The sequence below is a fragment of the Novosphingobium sp. TK46 genome, assembly GCF_055361525.1.
In genome coordinates this window covers 1,031,939-1,054,240 of the sequence record NZ_CM143963.1, presented here as the reverse complement: position 1 = coordinate 1,054,240, position 22,302 = coordinate 1,031,939, and the positions used below count along the sequence as shown (strand labels likewise).

At 64.6% G+C, this 22,302-nt stretch carries 20 protein-coding genes; 13 read left to right on the top strand and 7 right to left on the bottom strand.

The window, feature by feature from the left end; all coding sequences use genetic code 11:
• Positions 1 to 32: 32 nt before the first annotated feature.
• Genes paoC through paoA form a run of 3 tightly spaced genes read right to left on the bottom strand, consistent with a single transcriptional unit; the run spans position 33 to position 3,845 of the window.
• Positions 33 to 2,252, bottom strand: a complete 2,220-nt coding sequence (gene paoC / locus ACXJ1Z_RS04885; RefSeq protein WP_463779973.1) for an aldehyde oxidoreductase molybdenum-binding subunit PaoC — start codon at positions 2,250 to 2,252, stop codon at positions 33 to 35.
• 4 nt (positions 2,253 to 2,256) lie between these two features.
• On the bottom strand, positions 2,257 to 3,210 hold the full coding sequence (locus ACXJ1Z_RS04880) for an FAD binding domain-containing protein (RefSeq protein WP_463779971.1): 954 nt from the start codon (positions 3,208 to 3,210) through the stop codon (positions 2,257 to 2,259).
• Positions 3,207 to 3,845: an aldehyde dehydrogenase iron-sulfur subunit PaoA gene (paoA, locus tag ACXJ1Z_RS04875; protein ID WP_463779970.1), complete on the bottom strand. Its 639-nt coding sequence runs from the start codon at positions 3,843 to 3,845 to the stop codon at positions 3,207 to 3,209. The genes ACXJ1Z_RS04880 and paoA overlap by 4 nt, the downstream gene beginning before the upstream one ends.
• Before the next feature lie 241 nt (positions 3,846 to 4,086).
• Here paoA and ACXJ1Z_RS04870 point away from each other — a divergent pair, with 241 nt between their 5' ends.
• The 9 genes from ACXJ1Z_RS04870 to cobA all read left to right on the top strand — a co-directional run bounded on the left by ACXJ1Z_RS04870 (position 4,087) and on the right by cobA (position 15,795).
• A complete protein-coding gene (locus ACXJ1Z_RS04870; RefSeq protein ID WP_463779969.1) occupies positions 4,087 to 4,500 on the top strand; it encodes a VOC family protein in 414 nt (137 codons plus the stop codon).
• 134 nt (positions 4,501 to 4,634) lie between these two features.
• Entirely contained in the window at positions 4,635 to 5,213 is a 579-nt protein-coding gene (locus ACXJ1Z_RS04865) for an ANTAR domain-containing response regulator (protein ID WP_463779967.1), read from the top strand.
• Positions 5,213 to 6,421 carry a CmpA/NrtA family ABC transporter substrate-binding protein gene (locus tag ACXJ1Z_RS04860; RefSeq protein WP_463779965.1) on the top strand — a complete coding sequence of 403 codons (1,209 nt, stop codon included), beginning with the start codon at positions 5,213 to 5,215 and terminating at the stop codon, positions 6,419 to 6,421. Before ACXJ1Z_RS04865 ends, ACXJ1Z_RS04860 begins: the two co-directional genes overlap by 1 nt.
• 244 nt (positions 6,422 to 6,665) lie before the next feature.
• Entirely contained in the window at positions 6,666 to 7,916 is a 1,251-nt protein-coding gene (locus ACXJ1Z_RS04855) for a nitrate/nitrite transporter (RefSeq protein WP_463781169.1), read from the top strand.
• Between the two features lie 88 nt (positions 7,917 to 8,004).
• Positions 8,005 to 9,318, top strand: a complete 1,314-nt coding sequence (locus tag ACXJ1Z_RS04850; RefSeq protein WP_463779963.1) for an alginate export family protein — start codon at positions 8,005 to 8,007, stop codon at positions 9,316 to 9,318.
• Between the two features lie 230 nt (positions 9,319 to 9,548).
• Positions 9,549 to 12,062 (top strand): nitrite reductase large subunit NirB, encoded by a 2,514-nt coding sequence (gene nirB, locus ACXJ1Z_RS04845; RefSeq protein ID WP_463779962.1) that lies wholly within the window; start codon positions 9,549 to 9,551, stop codon positions 12,060 to 12,062.
• Entirely contained in the window at positions 12,062 to 12,418 is a 357-nt protein-coding gene (gene nirD, locus ACXJ1Z_RS04840; protein ID WP_463779961.1) for a nitrite reductase small subunit NirD, read from the top strand. The genes nirB and nirD overlap by 1 nt, the downstream gene beginning before the upstream one ends.
• Before the next feature lie 4 nt (positions 12,419 to 12,422).
• On the top strand, positions 12,423 to 15,023 hold the full coding sequence (locus ACXJ1Z_RS04835; protein ID WP_463779960.1) for a molybdopterin-dependent oxidoreductase: 2,601 nt from the start codon (positions 12,423 to 12,425) through the stop codon (positions 15,021 to 15,023).
• On the top strand, positions 15,016 to 15,795 hold the full coding sequence (cobA, locus tag ACXJ1Z_RS04830) for a uroporphyrinogen-III C-methyltransferase (RefSeq protein ID WP_463779959.1): 780 nt from the start codon (positions 15,016 to 15,018) through the stop codon (positions 15,793 to 15,795). Before ACXJ1Z_RS04835 ends, cobA begins: the two co-directional genes overlap by 8 nt.
• 97 nt (positions 15,796 to 15,892) lie before the next feature.
• Here the strand turns inward: cobA and ACXJ1Z_RS04825 are convergent, their stop codons facing one another.
• Positions 15,893 to 16,324 (bottom strand): DUF3597 family protein, encoded by a 432-nt coding sequence (locus ACXJ1Z_RS04825; protein ID WP_463779958.1) that lies wholly within the window; start codon positions 16,322 to 16,324, stop codon positions 15,893 to 15,895.
• 151 nt (positions 16,325 to 16,475) lie between these two features.
• Between ACXJ1Z_RS04825 and ACXJ1Z_RS04820 the strand changes: the two genes are divergently transcribed.
• Positions 16,476 to 17,048 carry a DUF4142 domain-containing protein gene (locus ACXJ1Z_RS04820; RefSeq protein WP_463779957.1) on the top strand — a complete coding sequence of 191 codons (573 nt, stop codon included), beginning with the start codon at positions 16,476 to 16,478 and terminating at the stop codon, positions 17,046 to 17,048.
• A 127-nt stretch (positions 17,049 to 17,175) separates the two neighbouring features.
• Complete coding sequence (locus ACXJ1Z_RS04815) at positions 17,176 to 18,486, top strand: cation:proton antiporter (protein ID WP_463779955.1); 1,311 nt, start codon at positions 17,176 to 17,178, stop codon at positions 18,484 to 18,486.
• 109 nt (positions 18,487 to 18,595) lie between these two features.
• Here the strand turns inward: ACXJ1Z_RS04815 and ACXJ1Z_RS04810 are convergent, their stop codons facing one another.
• The 3 genes from ACXJ1Z_RS04810 to ACXJ1Z_RS04800 form a co-directional block, all read right to left on the bottom strand.
• Positions 18,596 to 18,967, bottom strand: a complete 372-nt coding sequence (locus ACXJ1Z_RS04810) for a cupin domain-containing protein (RefSeq protein ID WP_463779954.1) — start codon at positions 18,965 to 18,967, stop codon at positions 18,596 to 18,598.
• A 165-nt stretch (positions 18,968 to 19,132) separates the two neighbouring features.
• Positions 19,133 to 19,345: a hypothetical protein gene (locus ACXJ1Z_RS04805; protein ID WP_463779953.1), complete on the bottom strand. Its 213-nt coding sequence runs from the start codon at positions 19,343 to 19,345 to the stop codon at positions 19,133 to 19,135.
• Positions 19,346 to 19,400: 55 nt separating this feature from the next.
• Complete coding sequence (locus ACXJ1Z_RS04800) at positions 19,401 to 19,664, bottom strand: hypothetical protein (RefSeq protein ID WP_463779951.1); 264 nt, start codon at positions 19,662 to 19,664, stop codon at positions 19,401 to 19,403.
• A 535-nt stretch (positions 19,665 to 20,199) separates the two neighbouring features.
• Between ACXJ1Z_RS04800 and ACXJ1Z_RS04795 the strand changes: the two genes are divergently transcribed.
• On the top strand, positions 20,200 to 21,393 hold the full coding sequence (locus tag ACXJ1Z_RS04795) for a DUF2252 family protein (protein ID WP_463779949.1): 1,194 nt from the start codon (positions 20,200 to 20,202) through the stop codon (positions 21,391 to 21,393).
• Positions 21,393 to 21,887, top strand: a complete 495-nt coding sequence (locus ACXJ1Z_RS04790) for a nucleoside deaminase (RefSeq protein ID WP_463779948.1) — start codon at positions 21,393 to 21,395, stop codon at positions 21,885 to 21,887. Before ACXJ1Z_RS04795 ends, ACXJ1Z_RS04790 begins: the two co-directional genes overlap by 1 nt.
• The last annotated feature ends 415 nt before the right edge of the window (positions 21,888 to 22,302 follow it).

Here is a 22,302-nt window from a genome sequence, read left to right as displayed (position 1 = left end):
CGGCCACGCGGCAAGGGGGCCGGGTTGTGGTTTCAGGCGACTTGCGGAAGATTCGCGAGGTGCTTGTCCAGCGTAACGGGATAGTCGCGCACCCGTACGCCGGTGGCGTTGTAGATGGCGTTGGCGATCGCCGCACCCACGCCGCAAAGTCCCAGTTCGCCCACACCCTTGGCCTTCATCGGCGAGGACTTGTCGTCGGGATAATCGAGGAAGATCACCTCCTGGTGCGGGATATCTGCATGCACCGGCACTTCGTAGCTCGCGAGGTCGTGATTGACGAAATACCCGAACCGCTTGTCGACGGCGAGTTCCTCCATCAGCGCGGCGCCCACGCCCATCGTCATCGCGCCGATCACCTGGCTACGCGCGGCCTTCGGGTTGAGGATACGGCCGGCATCGCACACTGCCAGCATGCGGCGGACCCGCGCCTCGCCGGTGTAGCTGTTGACCGCCACTTCGACGAAGTGCGCGGCGAAGGTCGACTGCTGGAACTTCTTGGCGAGATCGCCGTACTCGATGCCGTCTTCAGCCGTGATCGGACCGGCACGCGCGGCATCCGCCAACGCCACGCTCTTGCCGCCGGACGTGACCTTGCCATCGGCAAACTGCACATCGGTACCGCTCATCCCCAACTGCTGGACGATCGACTGGCGCAGCTTCATCGCCGCGGCATAGAGTCCGGCGGTGGAGTTGTTGCCGCCCCACTGGCCGCCCGATCCCGCCGATGCCGGAAAGTCGGAGTCACCCAGTCTTACCGTCACCCGGTCGATATCTACGCCCATCACTTCGGCTGCGGTCTGCGCCAGGATGGTATAGCTGCCGGTGCCGATGTCGGTCATGTCGGTTTCGACCGTCAGGCGCCCATCGCGTTCGAGCCGGATGCGCGCTGCGGATTTGGTGAGCACGTTGTTGCGAAAGCCTGCCGCCATGCCCATGCCGACCAGCCAGCGTCCTTCGCGCACTTGCGCGGGCTTGGGGTTGCGCCTGGACCAGCCGAACCGATCGGCGCCGGTGCGCAGGCATTCGATCAGATGGCGCCCCGAATAGAGGCGTTCCGGCTTCTCCGGGTCGACTTGCGTGTCGTTGACGATCCGCAATTCGACCGGGTCCATGCCCAGTTTTTCGGCGAGCTCGTCCATCGCCATTTCCAGCACCATCAGCCCCGGCGCCTCGCCCGGTGCGCGCATTGCATTGCCTTCGGGCAGATCGAGCACGGCGAGCTTCATGTACGTTTCGCGATTGGGGGCAGCATAGAACAGCCGGGTCTGCGCCACGGCCGCTTCCGGCTTGCCGTCGGGCAGGTTGCCGCTGGTGGACGAGTGCGCGATCGCGGTCAGCTTGCCGTCGCGCGTAGCCCCCAGGCGCACGTGCTGGATCGTGGCGGGGCGGTGCGTGGTGTTGTTCATCATCAGCGGGCGTTGCAACGCCACCTTGACCGGGCGTCCCGCAGCCTTCGCGCCCAGCGCCGCGACGATCGCGTCTGAGCGCACGAACAGCTTGCCGCCAAACCCGCCGCCGATGAAGGGCGAATCCACCCGCAGGTTCTCGGGCTTGATCTTGAGCGAGTTGGCGAGGCTGGCCTTGGCCCAGGCGATCATCTGATTTGACGTCCACAGCGTCAGCTTGTCGCCGTTCCACGCCGCGATCGTGGCGTGCGGCTCCATCATCGCATGGCTTTCATCGGGCGTGGTGTAGATCTGATCGATCTTGACCGGTGCCTTGGCGAAGGCGCCTGCGAAGTCGCCGATGCGCGCGATCGGCGGCGCTCCAGATCCTTCACCGCTGTCGCCCTTGGCCAGGGGCGCATTGGCTTCTTCCTTGGCGAGGTCGAACTTGCCGGCGGCACGCGCATATTCGACGCGCACCAGCCCGGCGGCGGCGCGCGCCTGCTCGAACGTCTCGGCCACGACGAGCGCAATGGCCTGGTGGTAGTGAAAGATTTCCGGTCCGCCGAAGTTGGTGACTGCGCAGGATTTGGATGGCGCGGTCGCCTCATGCTCGAGCGCGGTGATGACCGTCACCACACCGGGTGCGGCTTTCGCATCGACGGTGTCGATCCGCGCGATGCGTCCCTTGGCGATCGCCGAACCGACGATGTAGCCATAGGCCTGGTTGGCGACCACATCGTGGCGTTCATAGGCGTAAGGCGCGGTGCCTGTAGTCTTGCGCGGTCCGTCGATGCGATCGGTAGGCTTGCCGACGACCTTGAGCTGGTCGATCGGATTGGTGGTCGCTGGCGTGTCGAACTTCATGGGGTCAAGCCTCCTTGGCTTGGGCGAGCACCAATGCGAGCGTACGCTCGGCAAGGGCCAGCTTGAAGCGGTTGTCCTCGGTCGGACGCGCACCGGCAAAGGCGCTGCGGGCGACGGCGGCGGCGCCGCGCGGCATCATCGCGTCGGCGGCCTCGGCGCGCCACGGCTTGGGAGCGACGCCGCCAAACGAGGCTCTGCCGGTACCGTCCGGCTGAATCACCGCCGCGACTGAGACGAGCGCGAAGGCGTACGATGCGCGGTCGCGCACCTTCTGGTAGAAGTGGCGCCCGCCCAGCGGCTTGGGCAGCGTCACCGCCGTGATCAGCTCACCGGGTTGCAGCGCGGTTTCGACATGCGGCGTGTCGCCCCACAGTCGGTGGAAGTCCGCGATCGGGATCGCGCGCGCCTCGCCTTGCGGGTTGACGGTCTCCACGGTGGCATCGAGCACGCGCATCGCCTGCGCCATGTCGCCGGGATGCGTGGCGATGCACGCGTCCGAAGTGCCGATGACACCAAGCTGGCGCGAATAGCCTCCCAATGCCGCGCAGCCCGTTCCCGGCTTGCGCTTGTTGCATGGCTGGTTGGGGTCGTAGAAGTAGGGGCAACGGGTCCGCTGGAGCAGGTTTCCGGCGGTCGTCGCCTTGTTGCGCAACTGACCCGAGGCACCCGCGACGATCGCCTTGGTAAGCACGCCATAGTCGCGGCGCACGCGGGTATCGGCCGCGAGCTTGGTGTTCGTCACCAAGGCGCCGATGCGCAATCCACCGTCGTCTGTCGGCTCGATCTTGTCGAGCTTCAGATCCTGCACGTCGACCAGATGTGTGGGTGTCTCGATCTCAAGCTTCATCAGGTCGAGCAGGTTCGTACCGCCCGCCACGAACTTGGCGCCGCGCTTGCCGGCTACCGCCGCGGCGGCCTGTGCCGGCGACTGGGCGCGTTCGTAAGTGAAGGACTTCATGCACGTACTCCCGCGACGTCTTCCATCGCTTCGAGGATGTTCGAATAGGCGCCACAGCGGCAGATGTTGCCGCTCATCCGCTCGCGCATCTCGGCATTGCTCAGTGTCGGCTTGCCGGCGACATCGGCCTGTACGTGGCTGGGGATGCCGCGCTTGATCTCGTCCAGCACCGCGACCGCCGAGCAGATCTGCCCCGGTGTGCAATAGCCGCACTGATAGCCGTCGTGCTTGATGAAGGCGGCCTGCATCGGGTGCAGCTTGTCCGGTGTGCCCAGACCCTCGATCGTGGTGATCTCGTCGCCTTGGTGCATCACGGCCAGGCTGAGGCAGCTGTTGATCCGCTCACCCTCGACGATGACGGTGCAGGCGCCGCACTGGCCGTGGTCGCAGCCTTTTTTCGTTCCGGTCAGGTGCAGATGCTCGCGCAGCGCGTCGAGCAAGGTGGTGCGCGTGTCGAGGTTCAAATCCTGCCGCTTGCCGTTGACCTTCATCGATACCATCGCCAGGGGCGACTGCGGGCTGGCCGCCTGGGTCTGCGCGTCGGCTGGCAACGCGACTGCGGTGCTCGCTGCCGTCACCGCGCCGGCAACCAGCACACCGCGCCTCGAAAGCTCGAGCCCGTTCTTGTCGTTCATGAAAAAGAGAGTCCCTTGCTTCAAGCCATGCGTATGGCAGCTCATCTTGTAACGCACGAACAAGCCATTGGTATACATGGTCTTGATGACATGGTGCGTTGAGGATGGCGCACCGCTGGCGGCTGTGCGCTTCGATAAACCATGCGCCTCCCTACGCAAAAGTGTGGCTTTGAAAATTCCATTTGCAGTCATCACGATTTTCCATCGCGCGCTCGCGTTAGCGATGAGGCATAGGCCCCTGATGAAGTATCTTCACACGATGGTCCGGGTCACCGACCCCGACGCCACCATTCGTTTCCTCGAACTGCTGGGCCTCAAGGAAACGCGCCGCATGAGCAGCGAGCAAGGCCGTTTCACACTGATCTATCTGGCCGCGCCCGGAGACGAACAGGCCGAGATCGAATTGACCCACAACTGGGACGCCGAAGAATACACCGGCGGTCGCAACTTCGGTCACCTCGCCTATCGGGTCGATGATATCTACGAGACGTGCCAGCGACTGATGGAAGCCGGCGTCACGATCAATCGCCCGCCTCGCGATGGACATATGGCCTTCGTGCGCACACCCGATGGCATTTCGATCGAATTGCTGCAGGATGGCAGGCTGCCACCCGCCGAACCATGGCTGTCGATGCCCAACACCGGCAGTTGGTGATGTTGCCTGGCCTGCGCAGGACGGACCCGTCCGCCTGCGTTGCCCAACCTTCATGCTCCCGATGAGACACGGGCGTACGTAGATGAAGCGAGCGGGTTGCCGCCATGCGATCCATGCTGCATTGCAATGTGACCATGCGGATCGCCATCGTCGACGAAAGCGCCGCACGCGCCTCGATCATCCAGGAGGGACTGGCGTCCCTTCCGGAGTGCGAGCTATTCGTCATCACGCAGCGGCGCGGGATCGTGGCGCGGATCTCGGAGATCGCCCCCGACGTCGTGCTCATGGATCTGGGCAATCCGTCGCGTGACGTTCTCGAGGAATATTTCGCGGTCAGCCGCGTGCTGGATCGCCCGATCGCCATGTTCGTCGACGAAAGCGACGACGAGGCGATCGCCGCCTCGATCGATGCCGGGGTCTCGGCCTACGTCGTGGATGGCCTTTCGGCTCACCGCATCCGCTCGCTGGTCGACGTGGCGGTCCGACGGTTCAATGCCTTCTCGCGCCTTCAGTCGGATCTGGCCGAAGCACGGGGGCGTCTGGCAGAGCGCGATACGGTCGATCGGGCCAAGCGCATTCTCATGGACAGCCGTGGTCTGACAGAGCCAAAAGCCTATGCGGAACTGCGCAAGGCGGCGATGGACCAGGGACGCAAGATCGTCGAAATCGCCGATGCGATCACGACGGCGCACAAGCTGATGGGAGGTAAGTGATGGGCCAGGAACTGACGATCGGCTTTCTGCCGCTGGTCGACGCCTGCCTGCCGATCCTCGCGCATGTGCATGGTTTCGCCGAGGATGAGGGATTGTCGCTGCGCCTCATCAAGGACGTCAGCTGGGCAACGGTGCTCGATCGATTGCTATACGGACACAGCGACGCCGCGCATCTGGTGGCGCCGCTGGCGATCGCGACGACGCTGGGGCGCGGACGTCCGGCACAACCGCTGTGCGTGCCGTTCGTGCTGGGGTTGAACGGCAATGCGATCACGTTTCGGCCCGAGCTTGCGGCGGCTCTTTGTCCGCAAGGGGGACTGGGCGATCCGCTCACTGCGGGCGCGGCGCTCAAGGCTATCGCCCTGCAGCGGAGCCAGGCGGGCAATCCGCTGCGGTTCGGGGTGGTGCATCGGTATTCCAGCCATAACTACATGCTGCGGTATTGGCTGGCGGGATGCGGTATCCGGCCGGATCGCGACGTCGAGATAACCACCGTTCCGCCACCGTTCTGTGCCGATGCGCTCGAATCCGGAGAGGTGGACGGCATCTGTGTGGGCGAGCCGTGGAACAGCGTCGCGGTCGAGCGCGGGGTGGGCCGCATCGTCCTGGCGTCCGCGCAGATCTGGCGACGCGGTGTGGAAAAGGTGCTGGCCATGCGCGAAGGTGTGCTGGCCGATCGGCGCGACTCCGTAGAGGCGATGATCCGGGCGATGTGCCGGGCCGGACGACACTTCGTCGATCCCGACAATTGGGACGCCAACGCCGCGATCCTGGCACGATCAGAGTATCTCGACGGCGATCCGGAGCTGATCCGGCGGGCAATCTCGGACCGGCTGCTGCTGGCGCGGGGCGGTGACCTTGTCCATTATGCCGACTTCATGTTCCAGTACCGCGAGGCGGCGAACTTCCCCTGGGTCAGCCAGGCGGAGTGGCTCTACACGCAGATGGTCCGCTGGGATGGCGGCGCGTTCGATCCCGTTGATGCGGCGAAAGCGGCGCGGGTGTTCCGCCCGGACGTTTATCGCAGCGCGTTGCTCGGTACCGGCGAACCACTGCCCGGCGCCAGTTCCAAGGTCGAAGGCAGCCTGGTGGGTGCGACGGCGGTGGGAACCCAGCAGGGGCGCATGACCTTGCAAAGCAATCGTTTCTTCGACGGCAAAGTGTTCGATCCCGCGCATCTGGCCCAGTACATGGCCGCGATGGACTGAGCGCGAACTTCGCTGCACTGCAAAAAAAGCTTGTCGAAGCGCGGGCGAATCGGTTACTCATCTTGCTGACAGTCGTTTCGACCGCCGCTCAACGATGAGCGGCAACGAGGTCTACGGCTTCACTTCAAACATTCATGTGGCAACGTCGCCGCCCTGATCCGCTTCCTTGTGGGAAGTCTCGGGTTGCGGCGGCTTTCTTGCGTTGTCTCTCCGCGCCAAGGGGGCACCGATGAACAGCATAGCCATGCCGCAGCAAGGGTTACACACCGAACCGAGGGCCACCACCCCGGCTTCTGGGTTCTGGCAATCGGGACACCGCGGAACCCTGTTCGCCGCGTTCCTGTATTTCGACGTATCGTTCATGGTATGGGTCATGCTGGGCCCGCTGGCGCCGATCATCTCGAAGGATCTCGGTCTGGATGCCGCACAAAAGGGCCTGATGGTCGCGGTGCCGACGCTGGCCGGCGCAATCCTGCGGATCGTCAACGGCCTTTTGGGTGATCGCATCGGCCCCAAGCGCACCGGCGCAATCAACCAGCTTATCGTCATCTTTGGCCTCGCGTTCGCCTGGCACTTCGGCGTCGCTTCGTATGCCGGAACCCTGGCGCTGGGGGTGATCCTGGGCTTTGCAGGCGCCAGCTTCGCGGTGGCGCTGCCACTGGCCAGCCGCTGGTACCCGCCAGAGCATCAGGGCAAGGCGATGGGTATCGCCGGCATGGGCAACTCGGGCACCGTGCTTGCAGCGCTGTTCGCGCCGCTGCTCGCCAAACTATTCGGCTGGAACGACGTCCTGGGCCTAGCGCTGATCCCGCTGGTCGCCGTCTTCATCTTCTACATGATCGCGGCGAAGGACAGTCTGAACCAGCCTGCGCCCAAGTCGCTCGGTGCCTATGCGCAAGTGCTCAAGGAGAAGGACGCGTGGTGGTTCATGCTGTTCTACTTCGTCACCTTCGGCGGTTTCGTTGGCCTGTCCAACTCGCTGCCCACCTACTATGCCGATAGCTTCGGTCTCACTCCGGTCCTGGCGGGATACTGCACCGCCGCTTGCGTCTTCGCAGGTTCGCTGCTGCGCCCGATCGGTGGCGCATTCGCCGACCGCTTCGGCGGGATCAACACACTGACCGCGGTCTATGCCCTGGCGGCGATCGTGCTGCTGGCCGTGACCATGATCGGTACGTCGCTGTTCGGCACGCTGCTGATGTTCCTCATCATCATGGGCACGCTTGGTGTCGGCAACGGGGCGGTGTTCCAGCTCGTGCCACAGCGTTTCCGCGAAGAGATCGGGGTGATGACCGGGCTGGTCGGCTTCGGCGGTGGCGTCGGTGGGTTCTACCTCGCTTCCTCGCTGGGCTTTGCGAAGAAGCTGTCGGGCAGCACCGCTCCCGGCTTCCTGATCTTCGCCGGACTTGCCGTCGTCGCACTGCTCGGACTGACGGTGGTCAAGGCGCGCTGGCGCTCGACCTGGGGCGCGAAGCTGGGCGGCGTGCGCATCTAGGCTGCACGGCGGAGTACGGATTTCCGCGCTCCGCCACAGCTCGCCGTGACCCTTCGCGCAGCCGCGCCCGCTTCCAGGACCACTGACCATGACGCTTCGTTTCACACTGGGAGCAGTCGCGATCGCGGCCCCCTTGAGCCTTGCCTGCCCCGCCGACGCGGCGGCGCCTTCTCCGCAGATCGGAGATCCCATCGCAATCGGCAGCGGCCTGTCGATCGATCCCATCATCGATGCCCGCCTTCGCTGGGAAAGCGTCGATCAACCTACGACCGACGCCGATGCCGTCACGCTGCGGCTGCGGTCGGGCGCGGAAATCAAGCACACTTCGGGTTTGTCGGTGCTGGTCGAGGGAGAGGCCACACTTGCGCTGGGCACGCGGTACAACGCGTTCCCTTTCGCCATCGCCAGCGGGCAGCGCCGCCCCCGGTTCTCGACCGTGGCCGACCCGGAGACGATCGAGCTCAACCGCGTGCAGATCCAGTACACCTCGAAGGCGGCCACGCTCACGCTGGGTCGCCAGCGCATCAACCTCGACGATCAGCGCTGGGTGGGCAGTGTCCTGTGGCGGCAGAACGAGCAGACCTTCGACGCCGTTCGCGGTGAAGGCAAATTTGGCCCGATCAGCATCGACGCGACGTATGCTAACTCCCAGCGGACCATCTATGGCAGCGAAGCGGGCCATCGCCAGGATTTCGCGCCGGGCACCGGACCGCGCCAGCACTACGGCGGTGATTTCGTGTTCGTGGACGCGGGTGCGAAGCTTGGGCCAATCAACCTGAAGGCGTTCACCTACCTGCTGGATTACGATCCGACGTTCCTGCAGGCGAACAGCTCGCAGACGTATGGCGCGCGAGCGACCGGTTCGTTCGTTCTTGCTCCCAAGACCAAGCTGAACGTCGCGGCCAGCTTCGCGCGGCAATCGGACTACGGCGGCAATCCCGTGGCCTACCGCGCCGATTACCTCGCGGCGGAACTCGCGCTGGCATTCAAGGCGCTGACGGTCACCGCCGGTTACGAGGAGCTTGGCAGCGATCGCCAGGCTGCTGGTGGGGCTGGCCGGGCGTTGCAAACGCCGCTGGCCACGCTGCACAAGTTCAACGGCTGGGCGGACGTGTTCCTGACGACACCCAACGCCGGCTTGCGCGATGCCTATGTCGCAGGTGCCTGGAAGTTCGATGCCAAGGCCATTCCCGGCCTCAACGCGAACGTCATTTGGCATCATTTCTCAAGCGATGTGGGCAGCGTGACCTACGGGGACGAATGGAACGCGTCGGCCGGTTGCAAGCTGGGCAGAGTCGCGCTGCTGGCCAAGTACGCGAACTATCAGCGCCGCGGCGCCCAGCGGTTCACCAGCGATGTCGATACCGAGAAGTTCTGGCTCGAAGCGGACGTGGCTTTCTAGCCACCCTGCGCGAAGTTCCATGCTGCACTGCGAAAAGTCCTTGCCCCGACGCGTGCGAATCGGTTAGGTTCCAATCAGAAGATCAACCGTGCCGCCCAACGAAGGGCGAACCAGCGCGGCCTCTTTTTCAACACATGATGCGTGGCAACGAAGCCGCCCGATACGCTCCTGCCAGGGGGCTGTTCGTGGCGGCTTTTTGCGTTGTGCGCGCTCGATACGGAGATGCGGCGATGACTCAACTCAGGACAATCGTGAACGACGACGATCCGCGCCTCGCCGAGCCCGAACGGCTCGTCGTGATCGGCAACGGCATGGCCGGTTGCCGGGCGGTCGAGGAGATCCTGACGCGGGCCCCCGGGCGCCACCACATCACCATCTTCGGTGCCGAACCACGGGTGAACTACAACCGGATCATGCTGTCGCCGGTTCTGGCCGGCGAGAAGACGTTCGACGATATCGTCATCAATCCGGTCGCCTGGTATGCCGACAACGCGATCGAGCTGGTCTCGGGTGATCCGGTCGCCAGCATCGACCGGGCCGCGCGGACGGTCATCACACGTTCGGGCCGGATCGAACCCTACGATCGGCTGATCATCGCCACAGGCTCCGACCCGTTCATCATCCCGGTTCCGGGACACAAGCTGCCCGGGGTCGTCACCTTCCGCGATCTCGATGATGTCGACGCGATGGTCGCGGCGGCGCAGGCCGGCGCGGACCGGGGTGGCGGCACGGCGGTGGTGATCGGCGGCGGCCTGCTGGGTCTGGAAGCCGCGCACGGGCTCAGCCTGCGCGGGATGAAGGTGACCGTAATCCACCTGATGCCGACGTTGATGGAACGCCAGCTGGATGAGGCCGCCGGCTGGTTGCTGAAGGCCGAGCTGGAACGGCGCGGCCAGACGATCCTGACCGGTGCCGACACCGCCGAGATCATCGAGGGCGACGGCAAGGTCGCCGGTGTGCGCCTGAAGGACGGGCGCGAGATCCCCGCCGACATCGTCGTCATGGCGGTGGGCATCCGTCCCGCCACGGCGCTGGGCAAGGCCGCCGGCCTCGATGTCGAGCGCGGCATTCTGGTCGACGATCACATGGTAACGTCCGATCCCGCCGTTCTGGCGGTGGGCGAGTGCGTGCAGCATCGCGGTCTGTGCTATGGCCTGGTCGCGCCGCTGTGGGATATGTGCCGGGCATTGGCCGATCACGTCGCCGGCGCGCCGACCGGCTATATCGGGTCGGCAACTTCCACCAAACTCAAGGTTTCGGGCATCGACCTGTTTTCCGCCGGCGACTTTTCGGGTGAGGACGGCGCCGAGGATATCGTCATGCGCGACGCCTCGCGCGGGGTGTACAAACGGATCATTGTAAAGGACGACAAGCTGGTCGGCGCGGTGCTGTACGGTGATACCGCCGATGGCGCCTGGTACTTCGACCTGCTGAAGCGCGGCGAGGATGTCTCCGAAATCCGCGATGCCTTGATCTTCGGCCAGGCCTTCGCCGCGGGGGGCGCCCCCTCGGACCCTAACGGTGCCGTTGCCGCCCTCTCGGACGATGCCGAGATCTGTGGTTGCAACGGCGTTACCAAGGGCACTGTGGTCAAGTCGATCCTGGCGGGTGCGTGCTCGCTCGATGCGGTGCGCTCGACATGCAAGGCCTCGGCTTCGTGCGGTTCGTGCACCGGACAGGTCGAGAGCCTGCTGTCGCTCACGATGGGCGCCGATTACGGCGGCGCGCGCGAAGTAAAGACGATGTGCAAGTGCACGACATTCGGGCACGACGATGTGCGCCGCCTGATCCTCGAAAAGGATCTGCGCGCGATCCCGCAAGTCATGCAGGAGCTGCACTGGTCGACGCCGGACGGCTGCTCGTCTTGCCGCCCTGCGCTCAACTACTACCTGCTGTGCGCGCTGCCGGGTGAATACGTCGACGATCAGAAGAGCCGCTTCGTCAACGAGCGGATGCACGCCAATATCCAGAAGGACGGCACCTATTCGGTCGTGCCACGGATGTGGGGCGGGCTCACCAATCCACGCGAACTGCGAGCGATCGCCGATGTGGTCGAGAAGTTCAATGCGCCTATGGTGAAGGTGACGGGCGGCCAGCGCCTCGACATCTTCGGCATCAAGAAGGAGGATCTGCCTGCCGTCTGGTCCGATCTCAACGCCGCCGGGATGGTTTCGGGTCACGCCTATGGCAAGAGCTTGCGCACGGTGAAGACCTGTGTCGGGTCCGACTGGTGCCGCTTCGGAACGCAGGATTCCACCGGCCTCGGCGTCAAGATCGAGCAGATGACCTGGGGGTCGTGGATGCCGCACAAGTTCAAGATCGCCGTATCGGGTTGCCCACGCAACTGCGCCGAAGCGACGATCAAGGACTTCGGCATCATCTGCGTGGATTCGGGATACGAGCTTCACGTCGGCGGCAACGGCGGCATCAAGGTTCGCGTCACCGACCTGTTGTGCAAGGTCGCGACCGAGGAAGAGGCGATGGACGTCTGCGCCGCCTTTACCCAGCTCTATCGCGAGCAGGCATGGTACCTCGAGCGCACCGCGCCGTGGATCGAGCGGGTCGGCCTGGACCATATCAAGGCGGGCCTGTTCGACGAACCGGGCACCGTCGCCAGGCTGGCGGCGCGGTTCCGCCATTCGCAGCAGTTCATGCAGGATGATCCCTGGGCCAAGCGTGTCGCTGGCGAGGATACCCAACTGCACCAGCATCTCGCCGAAGTGCGCCCCCTGGAGTTAGTGTGATGATCGGAGACTGGCTGGATATCGGCCCCACCACCCAGATTGCGCCCGGCAACGCCCGGACGCTGCCGGTGCGTGGCGGCGACGAGATCGCGATTTTCCACACGATGGACCACCAGTTTTTCGCGTTGTTCAACGCCTGCCCGCACAAGCAGGGGCCGCTGTCGCAAGGCATCGTCCACGGCAACGTCGTGACGTGCCCGTTGCACAACTGGAACATCTCGCTGCGCACCGGCGAGGCGCTGGGTGACGACAAGGGATGCGTGCCCACCATCCCGCTCAAGGTCGATGCCGGGCGCATCTATCTGCTACGGTCCGCCGTCGTCGGTGGCCGCGCCGCACCGGCGAAGGCGGCTTGAGCCGATGACGGCGATCCGCACCACTTGCGCCTACTGCGGGGTGGGTTGCGGCATCCGGGCCGAGGTGACCGGGCGCACGGCGACGATCGCAGGCGATCCGGATCATCCGGCCAACGCTGGCCGCCTGTGTTCGAAAGGTACGCATCTGGGCGAAACGGTCGGCCTGGAGGGTCGGCTGCTCCATCCCGAGATCAATGGCCGCCGCGTCGGCTGGAGCAAGGCGATCGAGCGTGTCGCGCATACTTTCGCCGATACGATCGCCCGCCACGGTCCAGACAGCGTGGCGTTCTATGTCTCGGGCCAGCTGCTGACCGAGGATTACTACGTCGCCAACAAGCTCATGAAGGGCTTCATCGGTTCGGGAAACATCGACACCAATTCGCGCCTGTGCATGTCGAGCGCGGTGGCGGGCCATGTCAGGGCTTTTGGCGAGGACGTGGTTCCGGCCAGCTACGAGGATCTCGATCACGCCGACCTGATCGTGCTGGTGGGGTCCAACACCGCCTGGTGTCACCCGGTGCTGTACCAGCGCATGATGGCCGCCCGTGCCGCGCGCGGCACCCGGATCGTCGTGATTGATCCGCGCCGCACCGAGACATGCGAGGATGCCGATCTGCACCTGGCGTTGCGTCCCGGCAGCGACGTCGCGTTGATGAACGGCTTGCTGGCGCATTGCCGCGAGGCGGGACTGCTGGACGAGGCTTATCTTGAGCGTCACGTCACCGCGTCGGACGGCTTCTGGGCGGCGCTGGGCAGCGGCTACGACTTGTGGTCCACTGCCGCGGCTTGCGACCTGGCGCCCGCGGACCTGCGCGCTTTCTACGATCTGTTCGCCGCGAACCCGCGAACCGTCACGATGTTCAGCCAGGGCATCAACCAGTCGATCCGCGGCACCGATCAGGTCAACGCGATCATCAACGTCCACCTCGCCACGGGGCGGATCGGCAAGCCCGGCGCGGCGCCTTTCTCGATCACCGGGCAACCCAATGCAATGGGCGGGCGCGAGGTCGGCGGTCTGGCCTCTACGCTGGCCGCACACCGTGACTTCACGCCCGATGACATCGCCGAAGTCGGTCGCTTCTGGGCCGCGTCGCGCATGGCGACCAAACCGGGCCTGAAAGCGGTCGACCTGTTCCGTCAGGTGCGCGAGGGCCGCGTCAAGGCGTTGTGGATCATGGCGACCAATCCGGCGGTGTCGCTGCCCGATGCCGGTCTGGTGCGTGAGGCGCTGGCCAAGTGCCCGTTCGTCGTCGTGTCCGACTGTATCGCCGATACCGACACCGCGCGCTTCGCCCACGTCAAGCTGCCGGCTCTCGGTTGGGGTGAGAAGGACGGTACCGTCACCAACAGCGAGCGTCTGGTCAGCCGTCAGCGGGCGCTGTTCCCGGCCGCCGGGGAAGCCAAACCGGACTGGTGGATCGTCAAGGAAGTCGGCCAGGCGATGGGCTGGACCGAGGCGTTCGCCTATACGCGCGCCGCCGACATCTATCGCGAGCATGCCCGGCTTTCCACATACCGCAACCAGGGCAAGCGGTTGTTCGATATCGGCCATCAGGCCGCGATCTCCAATGCGGCGTATGATGATCTCGATCCGTTCCGCTGGGGGGCAAAGCCGTTCGTCGATGGGCGGTTCTCGACGGCGGACGGCAAGGCGCGGCTGGTTCCGGTGCTGCAGATGGCCCTCGAAGCGCCGCTGGCGAAATGGCCGCTGACCCTCAACACCGGGCGCTATCGCGATCAGTGGCACACGATGACTCGGACCGGGCTCTCTCCGCGCCTTTCGCAGCATCGGCGTGAGCCGATGGCGGAGATCCACCCTGCCGATGCAGCCGAACACGGCATCGCTGCCGACGATCTGGTGCAGGTGACTACGCCACAAGGCCAAAGCGTCTTTCGTGCGCTCATCAGCGAGGGCCAGCGGCGCGGCGAAGTCTTCGTGCCGATCCACTGGACCGATCGCCAGTCCACCGGGGGTCGCGCCGGACTGCTGGCGCGTGCACTGGTCGATCCGGTCTCCGGTCAGCCGGGCTTCAAGTGCACGCCTGCGCGCATGGCCAGGTTCGCGGCGCAATGGCGCGGCTTCATCATCGCGCGCGATCTGCCGCAGGACTTGCCCGTGACGTACGCGACGCGGGTTCGGGTGGCGCAGGGCTGGCTCGTCGAAGTGGCGGGCGAGGGTGACCCGGCGGTGCTGGCGAAGGCGGTGCTGCCCAAGGGCGAGCGAGTCGAGATTGTCGACCGCGCGCGCGGATCGCTGCGGGTCGCGGTGGTCGAGGCGGGGGAACTCGTCGCCACATTGCTGGTCAGTCGGGACGGGCCGCTGCCCTCGCGCGAATGGCTGATCGAGCAGCTGAGCGCGCTGGAGCCGGCTTCGTCCAGCGAATTGCTGGCCGGGCGGCCCGCAAAGCCGCAGGTGGACCGTGGGCCGATCGTATGTGTATGTTTCGACGTCGGCATGAAGACGATCGTCGAGGCGGTGGCGGCCCAGTCGCTCATGTCGGTCGAGGCGGTGGGCAAGGCGCTGTCCGCCGGCACCAATTGCGGGTCATGCCGGCCCGCTATCCAGCGCCTGATCGCGGACTGCAGGGAGACAGCACATGGTTGAACGCATTGCCGCAGGCGAAGTCTGGCTGGTCGGCGCCGGGCCGGGCGATCCCGAACTGCTCACACGCAAGGCCGAACTGTTGCTGCGCGAAGCAAGCGTCGTATTCTACGATGCGCTGGTCGGTCCCGGCGTGCTGGAACTGGCCAACGAAAGCGCGCGGTTCGTCCATGTCGGCAAAAGGTCCGGCCGCCATTCGAAGGATCAGCCGACGATCGACCGGCTGATCGTGGAGGCGGCATCGGCGGGCGAGCGGGTCGTTCGGCTCAAAGGGGGCGACCCGGCGATATTCGGTCGCGCGAGTGAGGAACTCGATGCCTGCCGCGCCGCCGGTATCACGGTGCGCATCTGCCCCGGCGTCACCGCGGCCAGCGCCGCCGCCGCCAGTCTTGGCTTGTCGCTGACGTTGCGGGGGCTGGCGCGCAAGCTGACGTTCGTCACGGCCCATGCCCGCGCGGGCGAGCGCCTCGACCTCGACTGGACGTCCCTCGCCGATCGTGAAGCGACGCTGGCGGTCTACATGGGCAAGGCGGCGGCGACCCAGGTGTCCAACCAACTGATAGCGGCCGGCCTCGCGCCCGACACGCCCGTCGCCTTCGTGGAAAGTGCCAGCCTGCCCGAAGAGCGCGTGCTGCTAACGCGCCTCGATCTACTCGGCTTGGCGAGCAAGACGATGGGCGGCGATGGTCCGGCGCTGCTGCTGATCGGCGAGGCGATCCGCGGTTGTGCCACACCACAACCGGCCTTGGCGCAACGCGCCGACCACACGGTTTGACGCCACACTTGCTGCAAGGCGGAAATGTCGCGCCCAGATGCGGCGCCGACGTCGCTAGCCCCATGGGCTTGCGTGCACGCCGACGCCGCGCTGTAGTTCAGGCGCGCAGGCTGTCCGGAACGATGCCGCCATTTGCGGCCAGCTTGTCCATGACCGCGCGATGCAGCGCGATGTTCTGTTCGGCCGAGCCGTTGTCTCCAGCGTGGACACCCAACTCCTCACCCAGTTCCTTGCGCGCCGACAGGCTGGAATCGAGATCGAGCAGCTTGAGCAGATCGACGATCGAGCTTTGATAGTTGCCGCCATGATCGGGCTTCATCTCGGCCATCGCCGAGAGCACCGCGCCGACATCGACGCTGGCTGCAGGTTCCGGAGCCGGCGCCGCTGCGGGAGCCGGTGCCGGCGCTATTGGCGCGGCTGGTGCTGCTTGTGTCGGGGCAGGTGAGGGCGCAGCCGGTGCCGGTGCCGGAGCCGCCTTGGCCGTGTCGTGATGGAAGATCTTGTTGAGGATGTTGCCGAAGAGGCTCATTTTGTCCGTTCCCGTCTTGCGTTGCAGGCAGGTGCCTGCCTCATCATCGAGCTAAACGCGCCACGATGCGGAAAGTCTGCCGGGAACGTCGCCTTTTGCCGGTCGTTGTTGGAAAAATGCTGTTTCTTCAGCGGTATCAGGAGCGTCTTTCATGAAGCATTCCCTTATTCTGGCGGTATCGATCGCCGCACTATCACTCGCCGGCTGCAAGAAGTCCGAGGCTCCGGCGGGCGATGGCACTGCCACCACAGCCGTCGCCACAGACGATAGCGCGATGGCGCCTGCCACACCGGTCGCCGCAGCCAACCCCGATCAGGCCTTCGCCGACGCTGCCGCTGCCAGCGATACTTTCGAGATCGAAACATCCAAGCTTGCCGAGACCAAGGCCGAAAGCGCCAAGGTAAAGCAGTTCGCAAAGTCGATGATCAAGGCGCATACCGACTCCACCGCCAAGCTGAAGACAGCGGCGTCGGCCGCATCGCCGGCACTCACGCCGGTGGCGCAGCTTACGCCGATGCAGCAGCAGACGCTCGACGCGCTGGCGGCAAAGTCGGGCACCGATTTCGACCAGGCCTATGCCAAGGCGCAAGTCGAGGCGCATCAGATGACGCTCGACAAGTTGAAGGCCTATTCGGCATCGGGCGCCCAAGCCACGCTCAAGACGTTCGCGACCGGCCTGATCCCGACCGTGACCGCACACCTCAACATGGCGAAAGCGCTGTAAAACCGATCCCGACCGGTCTGCCGGATGGCGGGCCGGTCGACCGGGTTATTCGAACCTTACCCTGAACAGGCCTTGTCGGCGTTGATCCCTTAACCGAGCGGGCGTCATCGATCCGCCGGTCGGAGACATGATGCCTGATCTGCCTGTACCCGAGCCTTACATCTTGTGGCTGACCGGCGCCGGAGTCCTCGTGGCGCTCGTCGCGTGGCTGCCGCTGGCGCTCAAGCGTTTACCCCTGTCGCTGCCGATCTTCTGCATCGGTTTTGGTGCGGTGCTTTTCTCGTTCGTCTCCGTTCCATTCAGTCCGCTGCCGCGCGAACTGCCCCACGTCACCGAGCGGTTGACCGAATTCGTCGTCATCATCGCGCTGATGGGCGCCGGTCTCAAACTGGACCGCGAGTTCGCCTGGAGGCGGTGGAGCGTCACCTGGCGGCTGCTGGCCGTCACCATGCCGTTGAGCATCGTCGCGATAACCGTACTGGGTGTCTGGGGTTTGGGCCTCAGCGGAATCGCCGCGCTGTTGCTGGGGGCGAGCCTTGCTCCCACCGACCCCGTGCTGGCCGCCGATGTCCAGGTCGGACCGCCGAAGTCGGGCGAGGAAGACGATGTGCGGTTCGGCCTGACATCCGAAGCCGGGCTCAACGATGGCCTGGCGTTTCCGTTCGTGAAGCTGGCCATCGCGTTGGCGCTTGCCGCCAGCACGGGTGAGCCATGGGCGCGTGACTGGGTCTTGCACGATGTCCTTTGGGAGATTGTCGCCGGAATCGGGCTGGGTTGGCTGATCGGTCGCGTCTTTGGTTGGCTGACGTTTCATGTGCCGGGCGAAACCAAGCTGGCGCAGACAGGCGATGGACTGATCGCGATTTCCGCGACGTTCCTTGCTTATGGCCTGACCGAACTGGTGGCGGCCTATGGCTTCCTGGCCGTGTTCGTTACGGCGCTGACGCTGCGCCGCTCACATCGCGACCATGATTTCAACCATCAGATGCATGCCTTGACCGAGCAGGTGGAGCGGATCGCCATGATGGTGCTGCTGATCCTGTTCGGTGGCGCGCTGGTCAAGGGTTTGCTCGCCCCGCTGGTATGGCAGGACTGGCTCGCGGCCTTGGCGATCATCCTCGTTATCCGTCCGGCATCAGGCATGATCGCGATGATCGGCCACAAGGCCGACTTTTCGGAAAAGCTCACGCTCGCCTTCTTCGGCATCCGCGGCGTGGGCTCGTTCTACTATCTGGCTTATGCCCTGAACCATGCCGCGTTTCCGCATCCGGATCGGTTATGGGCGATCGTCGGTCTGGTCGCCCTGATGTCGATCCTGCTGCACGGACTGACGGTGACGCCCATCATGCGCGGGCTCGATCGCCTACAAGGCCGAGACCCGGACCAGCCTGAGCAAGGCGTCGTCGACGAGGAAACGCGCCCGGGTATCCCGGGGTGAGATCGCGATCATCGACAAGCGAAAGGCGCACCCGTCCATCGGGACAGGCGCGCCTTCAAGGTGCGGTTCTAGCACACGCCCGCGTCAGTGCGGGTGTGGCGTCGGCCGATCAGTCTTCCTCGGCCGCTTCCGCCTCAGCCTTGGTCTTGTGGTTCACGCCCTCTTCCTCGGCCGGGGGCGAGTACACGGTGAACAGCTTGAGCGGCTCTTCGCCCTTGTTGATGATGTTGTGCTTGGCGCCCTTGGGAATGATGATCATCCGGTTCGCGACCACTTTCGTACGGCTGCCATCGACAACGGCCTGACCCTCGCCCGACACGAAGAAAGTGGTCTGGTCGGCGTCATGTGTTTCCTCGCCGATATCGTCACCCGGCTCGATACTCATCAAGACCACCTGGCAATTTTCGTCGTAATAGACTTCCTTTTGGAAGTTCTTGTTCTTGGTTGCCAGGTCGATCATGTCTTTGTTGAAGACGGCCATCCGATTATCCTTTGTTAAGTGCGCTGTCGTGCACGATGTCGGACGAACCAAGCCTTGGCTTCATGCCGATCCCAGCCCCAACGATGCGCGGATCATGAAGGTTCCTGCAAAACTATTGCGACCCGATGTCCATTATGCCATTCGCTTTGTTGGTTATCGATCCGGCTAAACGCGGTAGAACGGGAATCGTGGGACCGGACCTTCGATGATATGCGCTCGTAGTTTTTGGCGCATCGTCTCGGCTCCCGCGCTTGTCGTACAGACAAGATGGGTGCCGCCCGATGGCAGCACTTCGATCGCGCTTACATCGACGCCAGCCTTCTTGCACAAGGCCAGAACGGCGGCTTCGTCCATGCGCGTATTCATCGCTCGGCTCATGTGTAACGCGCTTTCTGTTTGATGACGGAACGTCGAAGGAGCTTGAGCCCCTATGTCAGACGTCGGTGCCGTCCCGATCCAAACGATATTCGTCATCGTCGGTGTGCTCATCGCTCTGGTTGGCGACCAGTAGAGCGGCGGCAACATCGCGCGTCCGTTCATGCCGGGCCTCGCGCTTTTCGGCAGCCGCTGCTTCGGTGCCCCAGGCACTGGCGGCTCTTTGCGCAACTACGCGTACATTTTCGAGCGAGGCATTGGCCGCGCGATCGCGCTGCAGACTTTCCTGTTCGCGGCAGAGGCTGGCTGAAGGATACATCATGGTGCCTTTCGAGGTAGTGCGATCGAGGCGAAGGAAGCGCTGCTACGCCGGCTCAGGATGTTGACGGCTTGGGTGCCGCACCCTTCTGCGACGGGTTCGAGGCGTTTGGCTTGGGTGGCGCAGGCTTCTTGGGCTTGCGAACTTCCTTGGAACTGCGGGCTTGGCTCTTTGCCATTATGTGGATCCTGTCTGTTGATCGGCGTCCATCGGGCAAGCGTTCGGCGCGCGGACATGCGGTCGGCACGATGAGGCTGCCCGGATCGATCCGGCTGATACGATGAAGCGGATGGAAAAGATGGCACAGCTCCACTTCCGAGCGGGAGCGTGAACTCTCAAGCGCAACCAGGCTCACGGCGGACGGCTGCGACGTCCTGTATATGGGCGCGGCGAGGGCTTTTAGCCAGTCCCAAGTGTGCGCGGCACCGATCGAACGCCCGCGCGCATGGCCATAGGGGCAGAAACAGCAAAGCTTCGTTACATCTGCCGGAACCGTGCGTTACTTTTGCACTAACCCGCTTCAGGAAGACGAGCTGAGATGCGAATGCCCACTCCCCAAGAACGTCATGCGGTGCTGGAAACCAACCGCATGCGCAAGATGGCCCGGTCGGCGCATGCTTACGTTCGGGGCAACACTGCGAAGTTCTACGAGTGGCTGGATGCGTCTCCTGCGGCAGCGCGGGTTCCGGCAGGCCCCTCGATCTGGATCTGCGGCGATTGCCATCTCGGCAATCTGGGGCCGCTGACGAATGGCAGCGGGCGGATCGAGATTCAGATTCGCGATCTCGATCAGGCGGTGGTTGGTAATCCGGCCCATGATCTGATCCGGCTCGGTCTATCGCTGGCGACGGCGGCGCGTGGGTCCGACTTGCCGGGCGTGACGACCGCGCGCATGATCGAGGAGATGGTCGAAGGCTATGCCGCGGCGATGCACGACCACACCAGCGAAAACCCGGGCGTCGAACCCGAGGTGGTCCGCAGCATCAAACGCGAGGCGCTGGGGCGACGGTGGAAGCATCTCGCCCGCGAACGGCTGGACGCGGTGGAACCCGAAATCCCGCTCGGCAAGAAGTTCTGGTCGCTCGACCCGGACGAACGCAGCAGCCTGGAGGAAGTGGTCGCCGATCCGGCCGTGGCCGGCATGATCCTGTCGCTGGACGACAAGGACAGGGATCGCACCGTCAGGCTGATCGACGCGGCATACTGGATGAAAGGCTGCAGTTCGCTGGGCCTGCTACGCTATGCCGCAATCGCCGGGCTGAAGAACGCGAAGGGCCGTTCGGACTATGCCCTGATCGACATCAAGGAAGCGGTCGATCCGATAGCGCCTGCAACCCCCGATGCGGTGATGCCGACCGACAATGCCGAGCGCGTGGCGGCCGCCGCCCGGGCCCTGTCGCCGCATCTCGGCAAGCGGCTGATCCCGGTGCGGATGTTGGGCCGATCGCTGTTCATACGCGAATTGGCGCCGCAGGATCTCAAGCTGGAGGTCGATCAGTTCAGCCGGTCGCAGGCGGTGATGGCTGCGCGCTATCTCGCGTTCGTGGTCGGAAAGGCTCACGCGCGCCAGTTGGACGTGGCCTCGCGCAATGAATGGCTCGGCATACTGGAAGCGGACCGCCGGGGGCAGATCGATGCGCCTTCGTGGCTGTGGCAAAGTGTGGTCTCGCTGGCGGGCAGCCACGAGGCCGGCTACCTCGAGCACTGCCGTCGCTACGCGCTGGCCGCCTGATGTTCAGCGAGGACGATATCAAGTGGATGCGCGAGGCGTTGGCCATCGCCACGTCCAAGGGATCGGATCCCGCCAGCTCCCCGCTGGGCAGCGTCATCGTGCTGGACGGCAAGGTCATCTCCGCCGAACGCAACCAGACGCAGGATCTGCCCGATGCGACCGCGCATGCCGAGATGATGGCGATCCGGCGCGGGTGCGAGGGCAGCGGCAGCATGGAACTGCGCGGCGCGACGCTGTATTCCACACTGCAGCCATGCGGCATGTGCACGATGGCTTCGATCTGGTCGAAGGTCGGGCGCGTCGTCTATGGTGCCGGGCGCGACGATGTCCACGCGATGTATTTCGAAGCCAGGCACGTCGACACGCTTGCCTTCATCTCGGATGCCTATCGTGACGATATCGTCATCGAGGGCGGTTGCCTTCGTGAGGAATGCGCGGAGCTGTACTTCGGGCCTGATGACGATGTGCCCGAGGAGGATCAGGGCAACATCTAGCGCGCGATAATATCGCGGCCTGTCACGCCGGGGCATGCCAAAGCCCGCGCGGTCAAAGCCCTACCAGCCACAGTGCGAACAAGAACACCAGCAAGGCCGCCATGCTGGATAGGCAGAGAATGCCGAACGGACAGCGGTGGATCGTGGGATGGATTCTATCCATGACATCCAGCTCCGGGCTTGTTCTGTTTATGCACCCAAGTTACCCGCAAGCGGCACATCTGACAAGATGGCCGTCTCCCGCGCGATCGGGCGGCCGGGCTTCGGCGGAGATAGTGCGGGGGGGATGTATGATAGGGTGGCCGCGAAGCCGCCGGTATCAGACGCGAAGTACGATTTGGAAAAATCCATGACCGACGGGCGTAAGCAGGACGAGCCGCAAGACGCTTCGCAAGACGACCTGCGCAGCGGTGAC